Genomic DNA, 24719 nt, shown 5'->3' on the forward strand with positions numbered 1-24719 from the left:
CACCTCAGCCCGGCTGGTGGGCGGGGGCGGCCGCCTTCTCGGCGCGCTCGTAACGCAGGCAATCGAAAATCTTGGCGCCGGCGAGGAACACCGACCCGCTGCACGCGGCGAGCAGCAATTTGCCGCCGAACCCCGGATATTCGTGGAGATAGATCATCCCGCGCGCCATCGCCCCGACCCCGAGCGCGTAGATGATGAGGCAAGCCTCGAGCTTGGTTTTGATGACGAACAGGCGTCCGATTTTTTTCAGCATCACCATCTATCCAGCAAGAGCCGTGCCAGTGGCGCAAATCGGGGATTCGGCGCGACGGACTTATGGTAAACTGTAAGTTAATCCGACAAGCGAGGGAAGGGCGGGGAAAGATTGTCCCAAAACGCATCGCCGAAACGCAAAGCGGCACCCCCGCATCGCTGCAAGGGTGCCGCTGACTGACAACCCAGGGTCGCAGAAGGGCCGGCAGTTGCGCACCTTATCGCTACCCCGGAGCCGCCCCGCATCCTCCATATGGAGGATGGAGCGAAATATTCAGCCCGGCGCCGTCGCCCCGATCCGCGCCAGCAGCGACGCCAGGTCGGCCTGCCGCGCACAGCCGGTCTTTTCGAGGACCCGGCGCAGCTGGGTGCGCACGGTGCTGATCGCGACGTCGCCGTCGGCGGCGATCGCCTCGGGGGTCTCGCCTCCCGCGATGCCCCTCGCGACGCGGGCCTCGGACGGGGTCAGGTCGAACAGCGACTTCATCAGCGTCGCCGACGGCGCGCGTTCCGACGCGACCGGGATCAGCAGCAGCAACGCATAGGAATCGCCGAACACATCGTGCGCGCTGCGCCGTACCGGGACGACATGCGCGACCAGTTCGGGATCGCCCGCGAAATCGCGAATCGGAAAGGATCGCACCCGGTCGCCGGCATCGCTGTCCAGCGCCGCGAGCGCCTCGGCCAGCATCGTGTCGGCCTGTTTGTCGGCCAGCCGCAACCGCCCCATCGCGCCCCAGACCAGATGGCCGCCGAGGTCCTCGGCCAGCGGGCTCGCCTCGGCGACGTCGCCGTTCGCGTGGAGCAGCAGCGCGGGCAGGCGCAGCGCCGCCAGCGCCTCGGTCGCCCCCTCGGCGCGCTTCAGCTGCAATCGCGCGCTGACCAGCGCGCTGCGCGCGATATGCGGGCGGAGCCCGTTCAGCCGCGCGACATTCTCGGGCTCGATCGGTCCGCCGTCGAACGCGCGCTCGACGCTGAACACGATATTGTCGCCGGTCGGCAGCTGCAGCCCGGTCCCCGCCGACCAGCCGAGCCCGCGCGGGCGAAAAAAGTCGCGATATACCGGATCGGCGCTCAGCTCCTCTTCGCTCCAGAAATCATATTCGACGAAGAAGGACGGCGCCTCCTGGCTCATCAGGCAGACGCGGCGGCTGCATTTGCCGAACCAGCCGTCGTGGACATAGGCGTCGAACGCATCGGCGACGCGCGCCGACGCCGTCCAGTTCAGCGCCTTGCGCGCCGAAAACAGCAACCCGCCGGTCGACCCGGCAAGCGCCGCGACATCGTCAAGCACGGCGGGCCACGCCTCGGGCACCACCGAACATTCGTAGATGCGGTCGATCAGATCGTCTTGCATCGAAAAGCCCCCCGGCGAATTGTCGCCATAGTCGGACTTTGACGGTGGAATGCAAGCGCGTCGCGACGGCGCGGGTCTTCAGAAGCGCATCGTCATCGCGATACCGCCGCTTTTGGTGCCGCCCCAGGGCAATATCTGGACGCGGTCGTTCGCCTTGCGGGTGATCAGGAAACCCGCGGCTTCGCCGATGGCGGCGCCGACGAGTACGTCGTGCACATGATGCTTCTCCGCCTCGACGCGGCTCAATCCGACGAAGGCCGCGACCAGCTGCGCGGGAACGCCGACCTTCCAGCCGTAGCGATTCTGCAGTGTCGCCGCCGCGGCGAAGGAAATCGAGGTATGTCCGGACGGGAAGCTCTTGTTGTCGCTGCCGTCGGGGCGGCGTTCGGGAAAAGCCTCCTTCAGCCCATAGGACAGGCCCCCGGCCACGCCGACGCTTCCCCCGGCTTGCAGGACGCCGTCCCAGTCGCCCTGCGCCGCCGGCACCCCAAAGGCCGCGACGACGAGCGCGTCGCGCGCGAGCGATCCGGCATCATTCCATCCCTTGTCGCTCGCGTGAGCGGAGGGGGCAAACGCCAGCGCCGTGGCGCCACCAAGAACGATCAGCGATCTACGCACGACATCTCTCCCGACCGGCGGCCAAAAGGGTCGAATCGCTGTCGGCCCGGAGCGCGTATGCGACAGCGACGCACAGGAACGGCGGAGCACCGCGCGGCGCAATTCGACGACGGCAGACCCGCCGCTCAAAGGCTAGGGCCGCGACCGGATCATGCCCATAAGCAGACGCTCAAAGGGACCGGCATAAGCGGGAGTCCTATGCCGTCACGGCGCCGCGAGGGTCAGGTGCCGGCCCGGGTTGTCCGGCCGTCCGGCCAGCTCAGGCCAGCTCGCTCAGCTCCAGCGCCTCCAGCAACGCCGCGCGCGCACGGCGTACGTCCGCGATCAGACCCGCCGAAGCGAGATCGGCCGCTGCAATCGCCTCCGGCCAATGCCGGGCCACGATCTCGGAAATCCGGTCGAGTTTGCCGGCATCGGCCATGAAGCGCGGATCGACCGTCGCCGGGTCGGCGACGACGCGCAGCCGCAGGCACGCGGGGCCACCGCCATTGGCCATCGACTGGCGGACGTTGACCGGCAGCAGCTTGCGGATGGGTCCGTTGCCCGCGACATGCGCTTCGAGCCAGTTCCACACCGATGCGGTGTCCTGCGCCTCGGTCGGCAGGACGAGCCCCATGCCGCCGCCGTCGGGCAGTGAAACGAGCTGGGCGTTGAACAGATAGGATTTGATCGCGTCGGGCAGGCTCACCGCCTCGGCAGGCACCTCGACGATCTCGACCGCGGGGAAGGCGGCCCGGATTTCGGCGTGCGCCGCCTCGCGGTCGTGGAAGGCGGTCTCGTGGGTGAATAGCACCCGCTCGTTCGCCACCGCGACGACGTCGTTGTGGAAGGCGCCGCCCTGGATCGCGGTGTCCGACTGGCGGATGAAGAGGGTGCGTTCGGGATCGAGCCGGTGGTGCCGCGCGATCGCCTTCGACGCGTCGAGGTGCTGGCGCGCCGGATAGCGCCCGCCACCGACGCCATAGACGAAGATCTCGACCCCGGCAGAGCCGTGGCCGTCGCACAGCCGCATATGGTTCGCCGCGCCCTCGTCGCCGAAGGGGGCGGGGACGGGGCCGTGCACCGCAAAGGCGGGGTCGGCGAAAGCCACCCTGAGCTGCTTCAGCGTGCCCTGCCACTCGTGGCTGCGGTGCGGCATGGTGACGAGGTTGGCGACGGTCAGATGGCATTTGCCGTCGTCGCTGTCGGGCGCGGGGGAGACCGTCGCGGCGTTCGCTGCCCACATCGACGACGCCGACCAGGCCTGCGCGCGCAGATGCGGCTCGGCACTCTCGAGCGTCGTCCCCAGCACCTCCAGCCATGGCGCATCGGGACGGTCGAGCGGGGTGAAGAAGCCTTGCGGCAAGCCGAGCGCCAGATTGTGGCGCATCTTGTCGATGCCCTGCAGCGCCGCGGCGCGCGGCTGCGACACGTCGCCGGCGTTCGACGCCGACGCGATATTGCCGCGGCTCAGCCCCGCATAATTATGCGTCGGGCCGATGATCCCGTCGAAATTGATTTCGGTAAGCATCAACGCCCGATCCAGCTGATGTCGTCGCCCTCGCTCACACCCAACAGCTTCGCCGCCGCGCCGTCGAGCGTGTCGCCATCGCCGACCTTGCCGAAACAGCAGCGGAAATCGGCGAGCCGCCCGGTCGCGACCAGCGCATCGGCGCCGCCTTCGGCAACCGCCGTCACCGTGCCGTGCCGCGCGTCCTTGATGCTCGCGACCTGGTCGGTGCGCGCGGTCATCGTCGGGCCGCCGTCGAAGATGTCGACGTAATTTTCATAGGCGAAATTCTCATTTTCCAGCATCCGCATCGCCGCGCGGCCGCTGGGGTGCGGCACCCCGATGACGCTGCGGGCATGGTCGTTCAGCATCGCGATATAGACCGGATGCTTGGGCATCAGGTCGGCGATGAACTGGTTGCCATGGACCGCGTTGAACTGGTCGGCTTCCTGAAAACTCATCCCGAAGAATTTGCCCGCGACCCCGTCCCAGAAGGGCGATCCGCCCGCCTCGTCGATCACCCCGCGCAACTCGGCGAGGATGCGGTCGCCAAAGCGCGCGCGGTGCCGCGCGATGAACAGATAGCGCGAGCGTGCGAGCAGCAGCCCGAGCCCGCCAGCGCGCGCCGCGGGGTGGAGGAACAGTCCGCCGACCTCGCTCGCGCCGTTAAGGTCGTTGCTGAGCATCAGCACCTGTGCATGAAAGGTGCGGCCGAGCTGCTCGCTATGCTTGCTGTCGGTGCCGATGCGATAGGAGTAGAAGGGCCAGCGCTGGCCGACCTGTCCGAAAATCTGGCAGGTGCCGCGCACCTCGCCGCTGTCGAGGTCCTCTAGCACGAGCAGATACAGCTCGTCCGACGGATATTCCTTCTCGCACGCGAAACTCGCCTCGGCGCGCTCGAGCTTGGTGCGTAGCGCCTGCCGGTCGGGGGGCAGGTTGGTGAAGCCGCCGCCGGTCAGTTTTGCCATCTCGTAAATGCTCTGCAAATCGCCCGGCTTGGCCGCCCGGATCACATAATTCACACCGTCCCCCGTTCCGCTATTTTCATCATGGTCAGCGCCGACAATTGCGCCCGTTCGGCCAGGCTGTCGACGATCAGAAATTCGTCCGAAGAGTGGATCGCGCCGCCGCGCGGTCCCATGGTGTCGACGACGGGCACGCCGCACGCCGCGATATTGTTGCCGTCGCACACGCCGCCGGTCGCATGCCAGCTGATCGGCGGCAGGCCCAGCGCCGCGCCGCAGTCGCGCACCAGTTCGAACAGGCGCGTCGCCGCGGCGTCGAGCGGCTTGGGCGGGCGGTTGAAGCCGCCGTGGAGGTGGCAATGCACGTCATGCTCGCGCGACACCGCGGCGACCGCATCGCGCAGGGCGACTTCGGCGGCGATCATCGCTTCGGGGGTCGAGGGGCGCATATTGACGCGCAGGATCGCCTGGTCGGGGACGACATTGTTCGGCCCGCCGCCGTCGATCTTCGCCGGATTGACCTTGAGCGTCGGCGATTTCAATTTCGCGAGCCGCAGCGCGAGGTCGGCGGCGGCAAGCAAAGCGTTGCGTCCGTCGTCGGGATTGCGCCCCGCATGCGCGGACAGCCCGTGGACGGTCACCGAAAAATTGCCGCTTCCTGGCCGCGCGCCCGCCAGCGTGCCGTCGGGCAGCGCGGGTTCATAGGTCAGCGCGGCGGTCTTGCCCTTCGCCAGTTCGGCGATCAGCGCGGCGGAGGCGTGGCTGCCCGTTTCCTCGTCGCTGTTGATCATTACGTCGTAGCCGACGCGCGCCGCGAGCGGCGAGGCTTCGAGCGCGGTCAGCGCGGCGAGGATCACCGAGATGCCGGCCTTCATATCGGCGGTGCCGGGGCCGTTGAGCACGCCGGGCTCGCGCCATTGCAGCGTCTGGAACGGATGATCGGCGGCGAACACCGTGTCCATATGGCCGGTGAGCAGCAACTGCACCCGCGCCGCGGGCCGCACCCGCAGGTGGAGATGGTCGCCGCGCTGCGTCGTCCGGATATTCCCCGCCGCATCGACGCTTTCGACCGGATCGGGCGCGACGAGGCGGATGTCGCCGGGCAGCGCCGCAAAAGCGTCGGCGAGCATGGCGGCGACGGTCTTGAGCCCGGCAAGATTGCCGGTGCCGCTGTTCACCGCCGCCCAGCGCTCGACCTGTCCGAGCATCGGGGCGTCGGCGGCGCGTTCGAGGGTGGCGCTTTCGCTGGCGGTCAGGCTGGTCATCGCGCCGCTATAGCGGGCGACGCGGCGCTTTGGCACCCCCCGCGCTGCAATATAGTTTCACGTGATACCGGGGCAATCCGGCGCGCCGCATCATCGCGTCGCAAGCGGCGTCGTTAACGAAAGATTCGTGCCTGTTGCGCTATTTACCACGACATCATCGCAGCACGGGTCCATGACAGCCGCCTTCACCCTTTCCACCAACATGTCGCTCATCGGCATCTTCGCGATCGCCTTCGCGGTCGTGGCGGCGATGAATCGCGAAGCGCGCGGCGTGCGCTGGATCGCGCTCGGCTATGCGACGGGAATCGCATATCTCGCGCTCGAATATCTGCAGACGACCCAGGCCGACGCGATCCCGGTCGAGGTCGGCATCTTCCTGGTCTTCCTGCTCTCGCAGAGCTTTTGCATGATCGGCGTCGCGCGCCATTATGGCGTCGCGCCGCCGTGGATCGCGATGGCGGCGATCTGGAGCCTGACCATCTTCGCGGTGCCGGTCGTTTTCAGCCTCGTCTATGGCTCGCCGTTGCGGTCGATCCTCTATCAGGCGCCCTATATCGCGATGCAGTTGCTGTTCGCCGCGCTGGTGTGGCGATCGCGCCGCCGCCAGCCGCTCGACATGCTGTTCCTTGCGCTGCAACTGGGCGTGGCGCTGCTCTATCTCGCCAAGCCGTTGATCGCCGCGATCGTCGGCAACGCGCGCTCGCCGCAAGGCTATATGGACTCGGCCTATGGCGCCATCTCGCAGAGCGCGAGCGTCGTGCTGCTCGTCGCGATCGCGCTCGTGTTGCTGCTCGTCATCATGCGCGACACGGCGGCGGAGATGGTCGCGCGGTCGGAAACCGACGTGCTGTCGGGCCTGCTCAACCGCCGCGGGTTTGATGCGCGGGCCGAAGACGCGCTGGCCCGCGCACTTCGGCTTGGCGAGCCCGCGGTGCTGATCGCCGCCGACCTCGACCATTTCAAGGCGATCAACGACAGTTTCGGCCATGCCGCGGGCGATGACGTGATCGCCGCCTTTGCCCGATTGTTGCGCGACCATATGCCGCCCGGCGCGATCGTGAGCCGCCTGGGGGGCGAGGAGTTCGCGGTGTTCGTCACCGGCGCAACGCTCGCCGAGGCGCGGGGCCTTGCCGAAGCGGTCCGCACCGCCTTTGCCGCGACATCATTCGCCCATCTTGGCATCACGCGGGCCGTCACCGCGTCGTTCGGAGTCGCGCAATTGGCGGCCCACGACGGCCTGCTGGCCCTTTCACACCGCGCCGATGCCGCGCTCTACCGGGCCAAGGCGGGCGGGCGGAACCGTGTCGGTACCATGCTCTCCGAACTCGCACCGATGCAGCCGGCGGGGGTGGCGGCGGGTTAGGAGACGCGGCGCAGCGCCCGGCGCGACGATAAGGTGTGTCGCATCCGGCCTGCCCTGCTATAGGAGGCCGATGATCGGAAACGGCCGGACCATGCACGCGGGAACCGCGCCCTATACTCGCCATGGCTGAGGGGTCCGTATCCGGCGGCTATGTCTACAAGCCGCACGAACGCCCGATCATGCCGGGATCGCCCGCGAACCCCGACCATCCGGGGCGGCGCAAGCTTTTCTACCTGTTTATCGGTTTTTATCTCGCGATCGTCGGCGGGTTCCAGAACGGGCTGCTGCTCGCCAACCTGACCGTGTTGCAGGGCCATCTCGACCTCACCCCCGTCGAGTCGGGATGGGTCACCGCCGTCTACAGCATGACCAACGCCTGCATGAGCATATTGCTGTTCAAGGTGCGGCAGGAATTCGGCATCCAGCGCTTCGTGCGCGCGACGATGTGGGCGCTGTTGCTCGCCAATTTCCTGCAATTGTTCGATGCGGGATACCGGCTCGAACTGGTGTCGCGCGGCATATCGGGGATCGCGGCGAGCGGGCTGTCGACGCTCGCGGCCTTCTATCTGATGCAGGGCATGCCGGCCAAGGCGCGGATCGGCGGGCTGCTGCTGGCGATCGGCATCTCGCAGGTCGGACTGCCGCTGGCGCGCGCGATTTCGCCGCTGCTGCTCGCCGACGGCAATGTCTATAATCTGTTCGTGCTGCAATTCGCGATGTCGCTGGTCGCGGTCGGGTTGGTCAATGTCCTGCAATTGCCGCAGGGCGATACCGTCCGCTCGTTCGGCAAGCTCGACCTCGTGACCTTTCCGCTGCTCGCGGTCGGGGTGGGGCTGCTCTGCGCCTTTTTTGTCCAGGGCCGCATCGTGTGGTGGACCACGCCCTGGCTCGGCGGCACGCTGGCGGCGGCGATCCTGCTGATCGGCATTGCCTTCCTGATCGAGCATAACCGCGCCAATCCGATGCTCCACACGCGCTGGATGGGGAGCAGCGACCTGCTGAAATTCGCGCTGACCGGCGCCGCGGTCCGCGTGCTGCTGTCCGAACAGAATTTCGGCGCCTCGGGCCTGCTCACGGCGGTCGGCATGGGGAACGACCAGCTTGTCACCTATTATGCGATCCTCGCGGCCGCGACGCTGGCGGGCGGCGTGCTCACGGTGGCGCGGCTCAACCCGCTCGACCTGCGGCGGCCGATCCTCGTCTCGCTCGCGGTGATCGCGGTCGCCGCGTTCGCCGATACCCATTCGGGCCTGATGACGCGGCCCGGGAACCTGTATCTGACCCAGGCGGCGCTGGCCTTTGCCGCGGTCTATTTCATGGGGCCGATGCTGATGGAGGGCTTTGTGCGCGCGCTCGCCAAGGGGCCGTCGTACGTCATCAGCTTCCTCGCGGTCTTCAACCTGTCGCAGACCTTGGGCGGCCTCGCCGGGGTCGGCGCGCTGTCGGCGTTCCACACGCTGCGCACCAAGCAGCATCTGATGACGCTGGGCAGCAGCCTGTCGACGAGCGACCCCGGGGTGGCGCAGGCGATCAACGCGCTCGCGAACGGCCTCGGCGGCACGATGACCGACCCGGCGCTGCGCAGCGGGGTCGCGGGGGCCCAGGTGGTGCAGGAGGTGGCGCGCGAAGCCGCGATCCTCGCCTTCAACGATATTTTCTTCGTCATCGGCAGCCTGTCGGCGCTGGCCTTCGTGGTCATGTTCGCGCGCTGGCTCTATGATCGCCGGCGCGGGGTCAACCCGCTGGCGAAGGAACTCGAAGCCCTCCAGAAAATGTTGGCAAGGACTCAATGACCGACAAGACCACATCCGATCCCGCGCCCGCCGGCCCGCCGCCGGTTCCCGCCGAAACGGCAAAGCCCGCGCCCGCGCCCGCGCCGACGCCCGCACCCGAACCGGCCGCGCCGCCCGCCGATGCCGCGCCCGCCGAAAGCGGCGAAGCCAGCGGCTGGCGGCCCGATCGTTCGCGGCGGCAGATGGTGCTGTTCGGCCTCGTCATCGTCGCCGGGGTGCTCGCGGCGCTCTATGCCTGGGGTCTGCCGCCCTTCCGCGCGTCGAGCCAGACCACCGACAACGCCTATGTGCGCGGCCAGACGACGATCATCGCGCCGCAGGTCGGCGGCTATGTGACCGAGGTGCTGGTGCAGGATTTCCAGACCGTGCAGCCCGGGCAGGTGCTGGTGCGGATCGACGACAGCATCTATCGCCAGCGCGTCGCGCAAGGGGCCGCCAGCATCGCGGCGCAGACCGCCAGCCTCGACAACAGCGCGCAAAGTCAGCGCTCGGCCGAGGCACAGGTCAAGGCGCAGGACGCCGCGGTCGCCAACGCCCGCGCCCAGTTGCAGCGCGCGCAGGCCGACATGCGCCGCGTCAATGAACTGGTCGATGCGGGATCGGTGTCGCTGCGCGAACGCGACCAGACGCTCGCCGCGCTGCGTCAGGCGGAAGCCGGGGTCCGCGCGGCCGAGGCGCAGCGCCAGATCGCGCTCGAACAGGTGCGCTCGGTCACCGTCGGGCGCGGCGGGCTGCAGGCCGGGGTCGAGAATGCGAAGGCGACGCGCGGGCTTGCCGACATCGACCTGATGCGGACGGTGGTGCGGGCGCCGCGCGCGGGCAAGCTGAGCGAAGTGACGGTGCGCGTCGGCCAGCTCGTCAATCCGGGCACCCAGATGATGTATCTGGTGCCGCAGAAACATTGGGTCGTCGCCAATTTCAAGGAAGCGCAGACCGCGAAGATCCGCGTCGGCCAGTCGGCGACGCTGCGCATCGACGCGCTCGGCGGCGCCGAGCTCAAAGGCGTGGTCGAAAACATCGCCCCCGCGGCGGGCAGCGAGTTCAGCATCGTCAAGCCCGACACCGGATCGGGCAATTTCGTCAAGGTGCCGCAGCGTATCGCGGTGCGCATCCGCATCGAACCTGGCCAGAAGCTCGCCGAGCGGCTCGGACCCGGCATGTCGGTGATCGCGACCGTCCGTACCGGGGCCGAGTGATGCGGCGCGTTCTTCCGATCGCGGTGCTGCTGCTTGCCGGCTGTGCCCCGGCGATCACGCCGCGCCCCGATGCCAGCCTCGTCGCGCCGCCCGCCGACTGGCGCACCGCGATGCCCGCCGCCGGTCCGGTCGAGCGCGCCTGGTGGGCGGGCTTTGGCGACGCGCGATTGTCGGCGCTGGTCGACCAGGCGCGCGCCAACAACAGCGATCTGGCGATCGCGGCGGCGCGGGTCGCCGAGGCGCGGGCGCAGGAGCGCGTCGCGCGATCGCTGCTGCTGCCGACGCTGTCGGCCAATGTCCCCGGCGCCGAGGCGCGCAGCGTCAACGCCTTCGGCCAGCCGAGCGAGAGTTTCTCGGCGCAGCCGGCGTTCCAGGCGGCGTATGAGATCGACCTGTTCGGGCGCAACGCCGCGACGGTCGACGCGGCGCGCGCCAATGCGGCCGCCGTCGCGGCGGCGCGCGAGGCGGCGACGCTGTCGGTCAGCGCCGCGACCGCGAGCAGCTATATCGTGCTGCTCGCGCTCGACGAGCGGCGCGCCTTGCTGGTGCAGACGCTGGCGTCGCGCGGCGAGGCGCTGCGCATCGCGCGCGACCGCGCCGAGGCGGGCTATACTTCGCGGCTCGAACTCAGCCAGGCCGAGGCCGAATATCGCGGCACCGAGCAGCAGATTCCGGCGATCGAGGCGGCGATCGCGCGGCAGGAAAATGCGCTGTCGCTGCTCGTCGGCGACACGCCGCATGCGATCGATCGCGGCGCCGATTTCGACGCGCTCGTCACCCCCGGGGTGCCGGCGGTACTGCCTTCCGACCTCGTCCGCCGCCGTCCCGACATCGCGCAGGCCGAATATGCGCTCGCCGCGACCGACGCCAATCTGCGCGGCGCGCGCGCGCAGTTCCTACCGCAAATCCGCCTGTCGGCGTCGGCGGGGGCGGCGATCTCGTCGCTGCTCGACGATCCGATCTCGGTCTGGTCGATCGGCGGCAGCATCCTGGCGCCGATCTTTTCGGGCGGGCGGCTGCAGGGCCAGTTCGATGCGGCGACCGCGCAGCGCGACCAGGCCGCCTTCGCCTATCGCCGCACCGTGCTCACCGCCTTTCGCGAGGTCGAGGACCAGCTGGCGGTGATCGACCGGATCGGGGTGCAGCAACAGGCGCTGCTCGCGCAGCGCGCGGCGGTCGCCGAAACATTGCGCCATGCGACCAACCGCTATCGCGCCGGCTATTCGCCCTATCTCGAACAGATCGACGCGCAACGTGCGCTGTTCGCGGTCGACATCGCGCTGATCCAGCTGCGCACCGACCGGCTCACCGCCTATGTCGCGCTCTATCAGGCGTTGGGGGGCGGGGCGCCGACCTAAGGCGTGCACGCGAACCAGATGACATGGCGGCCGCCCTTGCCGTTCGCGCGGGCGCGCACTGCCGCCTCCTCGACCGCGAAGCCCGCGTCCTTGAGCTGGCGGGTGAAGCGGACGTCGGGCGCCGCCGACCAGATCGCGAGGATGCCGCCGGGACGCAGCGCGGCCCGGGCGCGTGCGAGGCCTGCCATCGAATAGATGCGGTCGTTGCCGGTGCGCGTCAGTCCATCGGGGCCGTTGTCGACGTCGAGCAGGATGGCGTCGTAGCGCCGCGTCGCACCGCCGATCACCGCGCCGACATCGTCCAGCACCAGGTCGACGCGCGGGTCATCGAGGCAGCTCGCGGTGAGCGACGCCATCGGCCCGCGCGCCCAGTCGATGATCCCGGGCACCAGTTCGGCGACGGTGATGCGGGCGTCGGCGCCGAGCCGCGCAAGCGCCGCGCGCAGGGTGAAGCCCATGCCGTAGCCGCCGATCAGCAGGTGCGGGGCGTCGTCGTCGCGCAGCCGGTCGCAGCTCATTTCCGCGAGTGCTTCCTCGGACCCGCTCATCCGGCTGGTCATCAATTCGCTGTGACCGAGCGTGATGAAATAATCGTCGCCGCGCTGGAACAGGCGCAGCGGATCGCCGCCGGGGACGTCGGCGGTGGCGAGGAGGATGCGGGGGGTCATGCGGCGCGTATAGACGGATGGCGGGGCGTTTGGCGAGGCCCCGGCGCCGCGGTCACGCCAATCCGCTGGCCGCCCTGCGCCGGCTCTGCCATTGTGAGCCAAAGGAGATACCGGATGGCGACCCAGTATAGAACGCCCGGAGTCTATATCACGGAAATCGACGCCTTCGGGTCGTCGGTCGTCGGCGTCGCGACCGGTGTGCCCGTTTTCGTCGGCTATACGCAATTTGCCGGCAACCCGGTCACCGGGGCGTCGCTGTACAACACGCCGGTCGCGATCGCGTCGATGGCCGAATTTGTCAGTTATTTCGGCGGCCCGGCGGTGCAACGCTTCGTGGTTGCGGCGGACGCGGCCGCCGCGGACGGTTTCACCCTGGCGCCGGTCGCGGGCGGGGCGGGCCCCGACGCCTTCAACCTTTATTGGCAGATGCGCCTGTTCTTCGCCAATGGCGGCGGCGATTGTTTTATCGTGTCGGTCGGCAGCTACGGCGCCGACGACTATCCGACCAACGCGGAAAATATCGGCACGTCGCCGCCCGGCGCCATCCGCGCCGCCGACCTGATCGGCGGGATCAACGCGGCCGGCCATGCGGTCGGCCCGGCGATGCTGGTGGTGCCCGAGGCGTGCCAGCTCGACCTTGCCGGTTATGGCACCGTCGCCTGTGCGATGCTGACGCAGGCGGACTGCCTGCAGGACCGAGTGGCGATCCTCGACCTGCCGGGCTGTCTTGCCGCCGACAGCTTCGCCTTGCTGACCGCCGCGCAGGATGACTTCTGGGCCGCGATCGCCCCGGCGCTGGCCAGCGTCCGCTATGGCGCGGCCTATGCGCCCGCGGTCAATGCGTCGATCGTCGCGCCGGCCGACACAAGCTATACGCAGTTGCGCGCGGCGGACGGCGGCAATGATGCGATCAACGGCCTGCTGACGGCCAATGCGGTGGAGCTGTATCGGGACCCCCAACTGGCGACGGTGCAGGCCGCGATCGCGACGGCGTTTCCGCCCTCGGCCGGGATTACCGGCAACAGCGCGACATATTCGGCCGACGGCAGCGCCTATCCCGTGCTCGCCTCGCCGCAGACGCCGGCGCAATGGCAGCTCACGCTCGACGATCTGTTGCGGGCCGCGCTGCCGCTGTACGCCCGAATCGCGCAGGCGATGACCGATGCGCTGAATATCCAGCCGCCGAGCGGCATCGTTGCCGGGGTGTGGGCGCAGAACGACCAGCAACGCGGCGTGTGGAACGCCCCGGCGAACGTCGCGCTCGCCGCGGTGACGTCGCCGCTGTGGGTCTTCACCGACGACGAGCAGGGCGGGTTCAACGCCCCCGTCAATGGCCTGGCGATCAATGTCCTGCGCGCGCAGACGGGGCGCGGGGTGGTGGTATGGGGCGCCCGGACGCTCGACGGCAACAGCAATGACTATCGTTATATCCAGGTGCGGCGCGAACTGATCTATGTCGGGCAGTCGATCAGGGCGGCGCTGCAGTCCTTCGCCTTCGCGCCCAATGACGCGACCACCTGGGCGACGGTCAGCGCCGCGATTTCCAGCTTCCTGACCGGGCTGTGGCAGCAGGGCGGGCTGATGGGCGACAAGGCGAGCGATGCCTTTCAGGTGCAGTGCGGTCTTGGCAAGACGATGACGGGACAGGATCTTCTCGATGGCCGGCTGGTCGTTTCGGCGACGCTGGCGATCACCCATCCGGCGGAGTTTATCGTGCAGACGTTCGAACAGATGATCGCGAGCGGCGCACCCCCCATTGCCAATATGCCGCAATGAAGGCATAGGGCGGCACCCTTTCCTCCCCGGACCAACGGGCGCGAATGCGCCGAACCAAAGGGTGCTGCAATGACCGAATTTCTGGACCGCCACGGGCTGTCGATCGATGCGCGGCTGGTCGATTTTGTCCAGGATCGCGCGCTGCCCGGCACCGGGCTCGACGCCGACAGATTCTGGGCCGACTTCGCGGCGCTGCTCGGAAAATTCGCGCCCGAAAATGCGGCGCTGCTCGCGAAGCGCGAGGATTTGCAGGCAAAGATCGACGCCTGGCATATCGAACGGGCAGGGCAGGCGCACGATCCCGCTGCCTATCAGGCCTTCCTCCGCGACATCGGCTACCTCGTCCCCGAACCCGCCGCCTTCCAGGTCGGTACGACGAACGTCGACCCCGAAATCGCGACGATGGCCGGGCCGCAGCTCGTCGTCCCGGCGCTGAACGCGCGCTTTGCGCTCAACGCCGCCAATGCGCGCTGGGGCAGTCTCTATGACGCCTTCTACGGCACCGACGCGCTCGATGCGCCGCCCGCGCAGCCCGGCGGTTATGACGCGGCACGCGGCACGGCGGTGATCGCGCGCGCCAAGGCCTTCCTCAATGAAGTCGCGCCATTGGCGGTCGAATGGGAAGATGTTGTCGATCGGGCCGAAGTCGAACTGTTCGTCTGTGAAGACGGCCAACCGGTGGGCTCGACCGACCGGTCGCTGCTTTTCCGGCACAATGGCTTGCATATCGAAGTGGTTTTCGACCGCAGCCACCCTATCGGAAAGACCGATCCGGCCGGCATTTGCGATGTGATCGTGGAAGCCGCGCTGACCACCATCATCGACCTTGAGGATAGCGTCGCGGCGGTTGACGGCGAGGACAAGACCCTCGGCTATTCCAACTGGCTCGGCCTGATGCGCGGCGATTTGACCGAGGTGTTCGCCAAGGGCGGCGCCACCGTCACCCGCGCGATGGAGCCCGACCGCGAGTGGACCGCCCCCGACGGCGCCGCCTTCACCCTGCCCGGTCGCAGCGTGATGTTCGTGCGCAATGTCGGCCATCTGATGACCACCCCGATGGTCAAGCTGTCGGATGGCAGCGAAGCGCCCGAGGGGATTTGCGACGCGGTGTTCACCAGCCTCTGTTCGCTCCACGATTTGAAGGGCCTCGGCACGCTCCGCAACAGCCGCGCGGGCAGCATCTATATCGTCAAGCCCAAGCAGCACGGGCCCGAGGAATGCGGCTTCACCGACCGGCTGTTCGACGCCGTCGAGGATATGCTCGGCCTGTCGCGCCACACGATCAAGGTCGGGGTGATGGACGAGGAACGCCGCACCAGCGCGAACCTTGCGGCGTGCATCCATGCGGTGAAGGACCGCATCGTCTTCATCAACACCGGCTTCCTCGATCGCACCGGCGACGAGATCCACACCTCGATGCGCGCCGGGCCGATGATCCCCAAGGGCGAGATGAAGGCGAGCGACTGGATCGCGAGCTACGAGGACCGCAACGTTCGCATCGGCCTCGCCTGCGGGCTCAGCGGCAAGGCGCAGATCGGCAAGGGCATGTGGGCGATGCCCGACCTGATGAAGGGGATGCTCGACGCCAAGATCGGCCATCCGAAGTCGGGCGCGAACACCGCCTGGGTGCCGTCGCCGACCGCCGCGACCTTGCACGCGCTGCACTATCATATGGTCGATGTGTTCGCGCGTCAGAAGGAGATCGCGGGCGAGGCGGTTCCGTCGCTCGATCGGCTGCTGAACATCCCGGTCGCGACCGGCCGCAACTGGAGCGAGGCCGAGGTTACCCGCGAACTCGATAACAATTGCCAGGGCATTTTGGGCTATGTCGTGCGCTGGATCGACCAGGGCGTCGGTTGTTCGAAGGTGCCCGACATCGACGATGTCGGCCTGATGGAGGATCGCGCGACGCTGCGGATCGCCAGTCAGGCGCTCGCCAACTGGCTGCTCCACGGCGTGTGTACCGCGGCGCAGGTCGACGCCGCGCTGGTCCGCATGGCGGCCAAGGTCGACGCACAGAACGCGGGCGATGCGCTCTACGAAAAGCTGACCCCCGATGGCATCGCTTACCAGGCGGCGCGCGCGCTGATCTTCGAGGGCGTGACCCAGCCGTCGGGCTATACCGAACCATTGCTCCACGCCTATCGCCAGAAGAAGAAGGCGGCGGCGTGACGCTGTCCGCTTCGTGCCTGTGCGGCGCGACGCGGTATCGCTTCGACGGGCCGGTGGGCGAGGTGGTGCTGTGCCACTGCGGCCAGTGCCGCCGCGCGAACGGCGGCGCGTTCAACGTCGCGGTGCTGGCCGATGTCGCCGATGTCCGCTTCGACGCGCGCGACCGGGTGCGCGAATATGAAAGTTCGCCCGGCAAATATCGCGCTTTCTGCTCGGGCTGCGGCGCGCCGGTGTACAGCCGCCGCGACGACCTGCCGGGGGTGCTGCGGCTGCGCGGCGGGTTGATCGACGATCTGCCCGCGCCGCGCGACCTGATCGTCAGTCACCGCGACGACGGCTGGGACTGGATAGGCTGACCGGGCAGCGTCGGGGGTGGCCGCCGACGACCTGTCTTCCTCATTCCCGCGAAGGCGGGAATCCCGCGTCTCTGGCCCGTTTCGAAGATGTGCGCGCAGAGGCGCAGAGATCACAGAGGCGCTGGGTCTCTCCTCTCTGCGACCTCTGCGCCTCTGCGCGCATTTGATATTCGCCGTCGGGGCGACCGCTAATGACCGAATAGCGGGCATAAATCCTCCCTGCGGCGAAGCGATGGGGAGGATCGGCAAGGTCCGCTTCCCACCCCAAAGCCGTCGTTCCCGTACAATAAGCTCTTGCCTTCATTTGCTATAAACCCGCATTCGTGGGCGCAGGACCAGCAGGGGGCAGGGCGATGACGGCACCGTTCAATTTCGGGCAACTCAAATTTCTGGAGGCGCTGACCGAGGCGCTGTTCCACGGCGTCGACATGGCGATCACCGCCGAACAGGTCGTCGCCAATGTCGTCGAGCTGTTCGGCAAGGTCGGCGGGACCAAACTCGACGAGGTGCGATTCTCGCTCAACATGACCGAACTGGCGCTGGCGCCGGTGTTCGTCGAACTCGACGTCGACACCCGCGCCGAACGCGTCCGCGACCGGCTCCAGAACAGCGAGTTCGACCTGTTCCAGGACATGGCCCGGCTGCGCGGCATCATCTACGCCTGCTATTATGGCTATTGGCAGGGCGGCGAGCAGCCGCGCGACGCGGGGCAGGACGCCAATGTCGCGAACCCGGTGCATCAGCAGATCGGCTTCACCCTGCCGAAATTCCGCGCCCGCACCGACCCGCCCGAAATGCCGATCGCCGACGTTGCGGGCCGCGAGATTCATCCCGACCATATCCTCACCGCCGACACGCTCGCCGACGAGTATGACGTCGTCGTCATCGGCTCGGGCGCGGGCGGCGCGGTCGCCGCCTATAATGTCGCGGCGCAGGGCTATAAAGTGCTGATCGTCGAGGCGGGACCCTTTTATCCCTCGCCGCGCATCACCCACCGCGAACTCGACATGATCGCCGCGCTCTACAAGCATGGCGGCGTCCAGACGACGACCAACAATGATTTCGTGATCTTCCAGGGGCGCTGCGTCGGCGGGTCGTCGACGGTCAACAACGGCATCTGCCTGCGCGTCAACGAAGCAGGCCGCACGCATCCCGACGCGCCCGACGTGCTCGCCAAATGGGCGAGCATCGGCGCGCCCGTCGACGCCGCCGCCTTTCACGCCAGTTACGACGCGGTGCAGGCAAAGCTCGGCATCGGCCGCGCCGAACCGCGCAGCGGGCGCCACAATGGCACGCATCTGATCAACGGCTGGCACAAACATGCCGCCGCTTCGTCGGACCCGCGCGAACAGCGTGCGGTGACCGACTGGTTCGACAAGAATTTCGGCCCGCCGAACACCCCGAACGCCTGCGCCTATTGCGGTTATTGCAACTCGGGCTGCCCCTATGGGCGGCGCATGGGCATGGCGCAGACCTATCTGCCGCAGGCGTGCCGCGACCATGGCGCGCGTATTCTGCCCGAAACCAAGGCCGAGGAAATCCTGTGGCGCGACGCCGCGAACGACAAGCTGGAGGCAGAGGCGGTGCGCCTCGTCATGCCCGACGGGTCCCGCCGCCTCGTCCGCGCCCGCGTCGGGGTGATCGTCGCGGGCGGCACCATCGCCTCGTCGAAACTGCTCGACAGCAGCGGCATCGAAGGAACGGGGTACCAGATCTCGCTCAACGTCGCCTCGCCGGTGGTCGCGCTGATGCCCGCCGGGGTCGGCGGCAATGCGTGGGACGAGGACCAGATGACCAGCTATGTCGACTGCGGCAAATATCTGCTCGAAAGCCATTTCCAGCCGCCGATGGCGATGGCGTCGCTGATGCCCGGCTGGTTCGGCACCCATGCGGAGCGGATGCGGAATTTCAGCCGCGTCCATTCGGCGGGCATCCTCTTCCCCGCCGACCGGCGCGGGCAGGTGGTCGACGGCAAGCTGCACTTCCGCCTCGACGTCGACGACGACATGCCGGTGCTGCGCGAGGCGATGGCGACGCTGACCAAGGTCCATTTCGCGGCGGGCGCGCTCGAATGCTATCCCGCGCTGGCGAATGGCAAGACGATCAAGCCCGGCATGGACGTCGACGAATTTTTCGCCCGGGAGATCAAGCAGCAGGACGATCTGACGCTGTCGAGCAGCCACGCGCATGGCGGCAATGCGATCAACGAGAATCCCGAATATGGCATCGTCGATCCCGAATGCCGCGTCCACGGCACGACCAATGTGCTGGTCACCGACGCGAGCACCTTCCCGAGCTGCATCCGCGTCAACGCGCAATGGACGACGATGGCGATGGCGCATTATGCGACCGGGCGGGGCGATCCGTTTCGGTGACCCGACTCGTCATTGCGAGCGAAGCGACGCAATCCAGAGCGGTTTACGCGGGCTCTGGATTGCCGCGTCGCCTTCGGCTCCTCGCAATGACGTAGCTTTTGTTTGATGCGCTGTGGGAGTAGGGGGCGCCGATGTTTCAAGTCGCCGCCCTCTATCGCTTCGCGCCCTTCGAAGACCCCGCCGCGCTGCGCCAGCCGTTGCTCGACCTCTGCGCGGCCGAAGGCGTCAAGGGCACGCTGCTGCTCGCGCGCGAAGGCATCAACGGCACGATCGCCGGCCCCGCAGCCGGCATTTCCGCGGTGATCGCGCATATCCGCGCACTGCCCGATTGCGCCGATCTCGACGTCAAATATTCGGCCGCCGCCGCGATGCCGTTCCAGCGGCTCAAGGTGCGGCTGAAAAAGGAAATCGTGACGATGAAGGTCGCGGGCATCGACCCGTCGCGCGACGTCGGCCGCTATGTCGCGCCCGCCGACTGGAACGAAGTGATCGCCGATCCGGGCACGGTGGTCATCGACACGCGTAACGATTTCGAGGTCGGCTATGGCAGCTTCGACGGCGCGATCGACCCACGGACGAAAAGCTTCGGCGACTTCCCCGGCTGGTGGCGCGACCACAAGGACGAGTTCGCCGGCAAGCGGATCGCGATGTTCTGCACCGGGGGCATCCGCTGCGAAAAATCGACCGCGTACCTCCGCAGCGAAGGTATCGACGACGTGGTCCATCTGAAAGGCGGCATCCTCGCCTATCTCGAACAGGTTCCCGAAACCGAGAGCCGCTGGCACGGCAGCTGCTTCGTCTTCGACGAGCGGGTGAGCGTCGGGCATGGGCTGGTCGAGGTGGGGGAGAAGGAATAGGGGCGGTTGCTTTGGGTTGGTTTAGGGCCATCCCCTCTTTCCGTTCGTGTCGAGCGAAGTCGAGACACCCCGAAGGCACGCACTCCCGATGGGTGTCTCGACTTCGCTCGACACGAACGGGATATGCAGGTCGGCTTGTTCACTCCTGCCGCTTCCCGACATTCCCGCCCGCTACTCCGCACTGACCCGATACGTCACCTTATACTCGCTGCGATCGCCGTTGATCGTCCGCGTAAAACTCCCCACCCGCGGCTCGAGGTCGATCGTCCCCAATATGTCGTTCCCGCCGACATCGTCGTCCTCGAGCAGCTGCACCGTAGAATTGCCGTCGAAATCGAAGCTGCGCGGCACGACCCAGCGCTGGCCCTTTTTCATCGTATAGCTGTCCTTCTTGCTCTCGGGAAAGCGCTGGTCTCCTCCGAAACGCAGGAATAATTGATCGGGCAGACCGAGAAACCCGGTGACCTTCACACATTCGATCACGATGTCCGACACACGATATTTGCCGCCGCGCACGGCGCTGCCGTCGGCGCCCGGCGCCAGCAGCCGGGCGATCGCGTCCGAAGCATCGCCCGCATAACGCCCGCTTGGAAACTCCGACAGATAGGCGCTGAACGCGCGGACGCTGCTTTCGGCGAGCGCGCCCTTCCAGAAAATCTCCTCGCTCGCGGTGCGGTCGCCGGCCGGCACCGCCGGCGCCGCGGCGACCAAAGTCGGTACGGTGCGCGGGACGAGATAGACCGGGGTACCGGTGATGCTCGCGCTGACGAAGGGCCGCTGGTTGCCGCCGGTCGCCGCCAGCACATCGTCGCGGATCGCGCCGCCCAGGAGCTGCACTGGCAGATCGGGCTCGGGCAACCGCCGCGCGAGGGCGAGGGCGAAGGGGCTGTTCGCGCCGGTCCCGTCGCTCGCGGTCTGTCCGGGCGCGGCGGCGAAGATGACGAGCACATCGTCGGCCTCGACCCCCGCCATGCCGCGCGCCACCGCGCGCGTGCCCGACCGCCACTTGCTGCCGAAGGGATTGTTGCGGCACGCGTCGAGCACGACCATCCGTACCTGCGCCCCCGACACCGCCTCCATCAACCGGCTGAGCTCGATCGCCTCATAGGGCAGGTCGAGATCCGATTCGAGCTTGGCGTCGATGGGGAGCAGCCAGTTCTTGCCCTGCGCCTCGATCCCGTGGCCGGCGAAATAGACCATCGCCACCTCGGCGCCGTCGGCCTTGGTGCGGAAGTCGCGCATCGCGGTCTGAAAGGCCTGATTGTTGAGGTTGCTCGCGGTGACCACCTCGAAGCCCGCGGCTTTCGCGGCATCGGCGACGATCCGGATGTCGTTCGCGGGGTTGGTCAGCGCGCCGGTGTTGGCATAGGCCGAATTGCCGATGACCAGCGCGACCTTGCGCGCCTCGGCGCTGGCGGGCGCCAGCAGCATCAGCAGGGTCAAAAGGGGTAGCCAGAAACGCGTCATCTTAGCTGTCCTTTCGTCGTCAGTTCGGGCGGGCGGCTCCATATTCGACCCAGCCGAAGGGGCGCGGGGTCTTGGGCATATACAGCGCGGCCTGCCGCTCGACCGCGAAACCCGCGGCGGCATAAGCGTCCGAAATCGGCCGGGTGAGGTGGCAATTGCCGCCGATGCGTTTCCAGATCGGCTCGATCCGCCGCTGCCATTTCGCGACCCCGGCATCGGGCGCGCCGCCATGTTCGAGGAACAGCGCGGTCCCGCCGGGTTTGAGCACGCGGCGGATTTCGCTCAGCACCGCGCTCTGCTCGGCGACCGAGCAGAGGGTGAAGGTCGTCACCACCGTGTCGAACCGCCCGCTTTCGAATGGCATCGCTTCGCCGACCCCGCCCTGGATATCGGCGTCGATGCCGTGCGCCTGCGCCGCCGCGCGGCTCATCGCCAGCAATTCGGGCGAGGGGTCGAGCCCGGTGAAGCTGGTCACGCGGGCGCGGTCATAGAATTCCATGTTGATGCCGCCGCCGCAGCCAAGCTCGAGCACATCGCCCGCCGCATGCGGCACGACCTTGCTGCGCGCCTTCATGATCTGCCCCTGCGAACAGGCGCATTTGATCAGGCGCGGTACTCCGTGACGTTCCCACCAGCTCGCCATATCGGCACACTCCCCTTGGCGCGCAGCCTGTCCCTTGCTAGCGCGGTTGGCAACACCCATTTAGGCGAACCCCGCCAGTTTAAGGACGATCATGCCCGCCACCCACCACACCAAGATGCTCATCCTCGGCTCCGGTCCCGCGGGCCTGTCCGCCGCGATCTACGCGGCGCGCGCGGGCATGATGCCGATCGTGGTGCAGGGGCTCCAGCCCGGCGGCCAGCTCACCATCACCACCGACGTCGAAAACTACCCCGGTTTCGCCGAGGTCGTGCAGGGCCCCTGGCTGATGGAGCAGATGACCGCGCAGGCGACGCATGTCGGCACCAGCATGATCTGGGACACGATCGTCGATGTCGACCTGTCGCAGCGCCCGTTCAAGCTGACCGGCGACGGCGGCGACGTGTATCTGGCGGAAACTTTGGTGATCGCGACGGGCGCGCAGGCGAAGTGGCTCGGCGTGGAAGGCGAACAGGAGCTGGGCGGCAAGGGCGTTTCGGCGTGCGCGACGTGCGACGGCTTCTTCTATCGCGGCAAGAAGGTCGTGGTGATCGGCGGCGGCAACACCGCAGTCGAGGAAGCGCTGTACCTCACCAACCACAGCGACGACGTGACGCTGATCCACCGCCGCGACCATCTGCGGTCGGAGAAGATTTTGCAGGACCGGCTGTTCGCCAATCCCAAGATCAAGGTCTTGTGGAACAAGAAGGTCGACCGTTTCGTCGCGGGCGAGGGCGTCGCGGGGCTTGTCGGGGTCGACCTGATCGACACCGTCACCGGCGAAGCGAGCCATGAGCCGACCGACGGCGGCTTCGTCGCGATCGGCCACAGCCCGTCGACCGAATTGTTCAAGGGCAAGCTGCCGCTCGACGCCGACGGCTATCTGGAGGTCACGCCGGGTACGTCGCTGACGTCGATCCCGGGGGTGTTCGCGGCGGGCGATGTCACCGACAAAATTTACCGCCAGGCGGTGACCGCGGCGGGCATGGGCTGCATGGCGGCATTGGATGCCGAGCGGTTTCTGGCCGAGGCGGAGTATAAGGCGTTGGTGGAGGCGTAACAAACCGTCGCCCCCGCGAAGGCGGGGGCCGCTGTCGGTTTACACAGCGACGCAGATTTAGGCCGATTGCGGCCCCCGCCTTCGCGGGGGCGACGATTATTTGAGGGCGGCCAAAATCCGTTCCGCCAGCCACTCGGCATCATCCCCCGCAAAACTGTGCGACGGGCTCGCCAGCCGCTCTACGCGGATCGATCCCGGATTTTGCTCGATATAGGCGAGCGATTTCGCCAGCTTTTCCATGAACGCCTGCGCCGTCCGGTCGCCGGTTGCGAGCAGGACCGTCACCGGACAGAAGACCTCGGCCAGCAGGCTGTCGAGTTCGTCGGCGAGGCTGCCGAACGCCGGTGCCACCGGCTTTTTCCCCAGCGCCGACAGCCCGCGAAACAATTTCCGGACATCCACCTCGCCCTTCACCAGCCGCAGCAGGCTTTTCGGGTCCTTCAGCCGCGACAGGTAACGCGCGCGGATCGCCGAGGGCGGGGGCAGGGCGGGTTCGTCGGCTTCCGCGTCGTCGTCGCCATCATCCTCATAGGTCCAGGGGTTGGCGAGGATCAGCCCGTCGAGCGCCAGCGGCTGGTGCAGCAGCAAGGCGCTCGCGGCGTCGCAATTGCCGAACGCGACGACGCGGCTCATCTGCGGTACCGCGTCGCGAAACGCCGCGATCGCTGCCGCGATGTCGGGGCCGCTCGACCGATAGCCGCCGTTCGTTCCCTCGCTGTCGCCGATCCCACGCCGGTCGAAACGCAACACCGGATGCCCCGCCGCGGCGACGCGCTGCCCCAGCATCGCCATACCGCGATGCGCGCCGCTGCGAATCTCGTTGCCGCCCGACACGATCAGCAGCCCGGTCGTCCCCGGCGCTTCGTCGAGCGTGGCGGCGATCGCCGCGCCTTCGCAGGCGAAGCTCAGTTGACGCCGCATGCCGCTCCCCAATCCGCAATGTCGTCGGCGATCGTTTCGGCCATCGCCGCATCTTCGCCGGGTTCGGCGCGCAGCCATAGCGGGGTGCCCGCGATGCCGTCGACGCCGAGCGCGACGGTGCGTAACGGCTCGACCGGCTGGGCCTCGGCGCTGCCCAACTGCGCGATCATCACGGGCGAAAGCCGGTTGCCCGCCAGCAGCAGCGGTTCGCTTTTCGCCGTCTCGCCCAGGCTTTCGAGCGACGATGTCACTCCCGCCTCGCGGTCGGCCGAGACGCGCGCGCGGAGCAGGGTGCGCAGCAGTGATGCCCCGCCCACCGGCGCCAGTCGCCACCAAGCGGCGGCTTTCACGCGATGGTCGATCAGCGCTCCGCCGCGGACCGAAGCGACGAGGACGGGGCCGTCGATTGTCTTCGCAACTTCGGCGAGGGCGGCTTGCCACATGTCGAGGTCGACGCTTTCCAGCGCCACGAGGCTCTCATTGTGCCCCGGCAGGTCGGGCATCGCCGCCGCGAATCCGCGCGCCGCGAGCGCGCGCATCGCGAGCACGAGGGTGCGGCGCGTGCGGTTCGCTTCCTCGAACAGCGGGGGGACGATCAGGACGGTGGCGCGCGGCGTTCCGGTGGGCTCTATGCGCAGGATATGCTCGGAGGTGGCCATGACGCGGACCTCTGTTTCAACCTGCCGTCATCCCGGCGAAGGCCGGGATCTCGCCGGTGCGGAATATTCGACGGCGAGATCCCGGCCTTCGCCGGGATGACAATCAGGAGAG

21 protein-coding genes are annotated in these 24719 nt (G+C 67.8%); 10 read left to right on the forward strand and 11 right to left on the reverse strand.

The window, feature by feature from the left end:
• Positions 1-4: 4 nt before the first annotated feature.
• The 6 genes from AC07U1_RS11635 to AC07U1_RS11660 form a co-directional block, all read right to left on the reverse strand.
• On the reverse strand, positions 5-253 hold the full coding sequence (locus AC07U1_RS11635; protein WP_495176411.1) for a hypothetical protein: 249 nt from the start codon (positions 251-253) through the stop codon (positions 5-7).
• Between the two features lie 273 nt (positions 254-526).
• Complete coding sequence (locus AC07U1_RS11640; protein WP_495176410.1) at positions 527-1609, reverse strand: helix-turn-helix transcriptional regulator; 1083 nt, start codon at positions 1607-1609, stop codon at positions 527-529.
• Between the two features lie 78 nt (positions 1610-1687).
• A complete protein-coding gene (locus AC07U1_RS11645) occupies positions 1688-2227 on the reverse strand; it encodes a phosphatase PAP2 family protein (protein ID WP_495176409.1) in 540 nt (179 codons plus the stop codon).
• Positions 2228-2486: 259 nt separating this feature from the next.
• Positions 2487-3740 carry an N-succinylarginine dihydrolase gene (locus AC07U1_RS11650; RefSeq protein ID WP_495176408.1) on the reverse strand — a complete coding sequence of 418 codons (1254 nt, stop codon included), beginning with the start codon at positions 3738-3740 and terminating at the stop codon, positions 2487-2489.
• Entirely contained in the window at positions 3737-4738 is a 1002-nt protein-coding gene (locus tag AC07U1_RS11655; RefSeq protein WP_492739126.1) for an arginine N-succinyltransferase, read from the reverse strand. Before AC07U1_RS11655 ends, AC07U1_RS11650 begins: the two co-directional genes overlap by 4 nt.
• Positions 4735-5946 carry a hydrolase gene (locus tag AC07U1_RS11660; protein WP_495176407.1) on the reverse strand — a complete coding sequence of 404 codons (1212 nt, stop codon included), beginning with the start codon at positions 5944-5946 and terminating at the stop codon, positions 4735-4737. Before AC07U1_RS11660 ends, AC07U1_RS11655 begins: the two co-directional genes overlap by 4 nt.
• A gap of 172 nt (positions 5947-6118) precedes the next feature.
• Here AC07U1_RS11660 and AC07U1_RS11665 point away from each other — a divergent pair, with 172 nt between their 5' ends.
• From AC07U1_RS11665 to AC07U1_RS11680, 4 genes are all read left to right on the forward strand, one after another.
• The gene (locus tag AC07U1_RS11665; RefSeq protein ID WP_495176406.1) at positions 6119-7309 is read left to right on the forward strand and encodes a GGDEF domain-containing protein; all 1191 of its coding nucleotides are present in this window, start codon (positions 6119-6121) and stop codon (positions 7307-7309) included.
• A 122-nt stretch (positions 7310-7431) separates the two neighbouring features.
• Positions 7432-9102: an MFS transporter gene (locus AC07U1_RS11670; protein ID WP_495176405.1), complete on the forward strand. Its 1671-nt coding sequence runs from the start codon at positions 7432-7434 to the stop codon at positions 9100-9102.
• Positions 9099-10298 carry an HlyD family secretion protein gene (locus AC07U1_RS11675; protein ID WP_495176404.1) on the forward strand — a complete coding sequence of 400 codons (1200 nt, stop codon included), beginning with the start codon at positions 9099-9101 and terminating at the stop codon, positions 10296-10298. The genes AC07U1_RS11670 and AC07U1_RS11675 overlap by 4 nt, the downstream gene beginning before the upstream one ends.
• Positions 10298-11656, forward strand: a complete 1359-nt coding sequence (locus tag AC07U1_RS11680) for an efflux transporter outer membrane subunit (RefSeq protein WP_495176403.1) — start codon at positions 10298-10300, stop codon at positions 11654-11656. The genes AC07U1_RS11675 and AC07U1_RS11680 overlap by 1 nt, the downstream gene beginning before the upstream one ends.
• On the opposite strand, the gene AC07U1_RS11685 is transcribed toward AC07U1_RS11680, so the two are convergent.
• Positions 11653-12324, reverse strand: coding sequence for a spermine/spermidine synthase domain-containing protein (locus AC07U1_RS11685; RefSeq protein WP_495176402.1), 672 nt, complete (start codon positions 12322-12324; stop codon positions 11653-11655). The genes AC07U1_RS11680 and AC07U1_RS11685 overlap by 4 nt on opposite strands.
• Positions 12325-12438: 114 nt before the next feature.
• Here AC07U1_RS11685 and AC07U1_RS11690 point away from each other — a divergent pair, with 114 nt between their 5' ends.
• From AC07U1_RS11690 to trhO, 5 genes are all read left to right on the forward strand, one after another.
• Positions 12439-14100, forward strand: coding sequence for a phage tail sheath family protein (locus AC07U1_RS11690; RefSeq protein ID WP_495176401.1), 1662 nt, complete (start codon positions 12439-12441; stop codon positions 14098-14100).
• Positions 14101-14169: 69 nt separating this feature from the next.
• Positions 14170-16272, forward strand: a complete 2103-nt coding sequence (locus tag AC07U1_RS11695) for a malate synthase G (protein WP_495176400.1) — start codon at positions 14170-14172, stop codon at positions 16270-16272.
• Positions 16269-16628, forward strand: coding sequence for a GFA family protein (locus AC07U1_RS11700; RefSeq protein WP_495176399.1), 360 nt, complete (start codon positions 16269-16271; stop codon positions 16626-16628). Before AC07U1_RS11695 ends, AC07U1_RS11700 begins: the two co-directional genes overlap by 4 nt.
• 353 nt (positions 16629-16981) lie before the next feature.
• A complete protein-coding gene (locus tag AC07U1_RS11705; protein WP_495176398.1) occupies positions 16982-19003 on the forward strand; it encodes a GMC family oxidoreductase N-terminal domain-containing protein in 2022 nt (673 codons plus the stop codon).
• A 131-nt stretch (positions 19004-19134) separates the two neighbouring features.
• Positions 19135-19860 carry an oxygen-dependent tRNA uridine(34) hydroxylase TrhO gene (trhO, locus tag AC07U1_RS11710; protein WP_495176397.1) on the forward strand — a complete coding sequence of 242 codons (726 nt, stop codon included), beginning with the start codon at positions 19135-19137 and terminating at the stop codon, positions 19858-19860.
• A 171-nt stretch (positions 19861-20031) separates the two neighbouring features.
• Here the strand turns inward: trhO and AC07U1_RS11715 are convergent, their stop codons facing one another.
• Both AC07U1_RS11715 and AC07U1_RS11720 read right to left on the reverse strand, forming a co-directional pair.
• The gene (locus AC07U1_RS11715; RefSeq protein ID WP_495176396.1) at positions 20032-21327 is read right to left on the reverse strand and encodes a caspase family protein; all 1296 of its coding nucleotides are present in this window, start codon (positions 21325-21327) and stop codon (positions 20032-20034) included.
• A gap of 19 nt (positions 21328-21346) precedes the next feature.
• Complete coding sequence (locus AC07U1_RS11720; protein ID WP_495176395.1) at positions 21347-21970, reverse strand: class I SAM-dependent methyltransferase; 624 nt, start codon at positions 21968-21970, stop codon at positions 21347-21349.
• Positions 21971-22061: 91 nt separating this feature from the next.
• Between AC07U1_RS11720 and trxB the strand changes: the two genes are divergently transcribed.
• Complete coding sequence (gene trxB, locus AC07U1_RS11725) at positions 22062-23027, forward strand: thioredoxin-disulfide reductase (protein WP_495176394.1); 966 nt, start codon at positions 22062-22064, stop codon at positions 23025-23027.
• Positions 23028-23123: 96 nt separating this feature from the next.
• On the opposite strand, the gene AC07U1_RS11730 is transcribed toward trxB, so the two are convergent.
• Together AC07U1_RS11730 and AC07U1_RS11735 are read right to left on the reverse strand one after the other, a co-directional pair.
• Positions 23124-23948: a hydrolase 1, exosortase A system-associated gene (locus tag AC07U1_RS11730; protein ID WP_495176393.1), complete on the reverse strand. Its 825-nt coding sequence runs from the start codon at positions 23946-23948 to the stop codon at positions 23124-23126.
• Positions 23933-24607, reverse strand: a complete 675-nt coding sequence (locus tag AC07U1_RS11735; protein WP_495176392.1) for an alpha/beta hydrolase family protein — start codon at positions 24605-24607, stop codon at positions 23933-23935. Before AC07U1_RS11735 ends, AC07U1_RS11730 begins: the two co-directional genes overlap by 16 nt.
• Positions 24608-24719: the final 112 nt, after the last annotated feature.

The organism is Sphingopyxis sp. GW821-FHT02C12 (genome assembly GCF_059421785.1).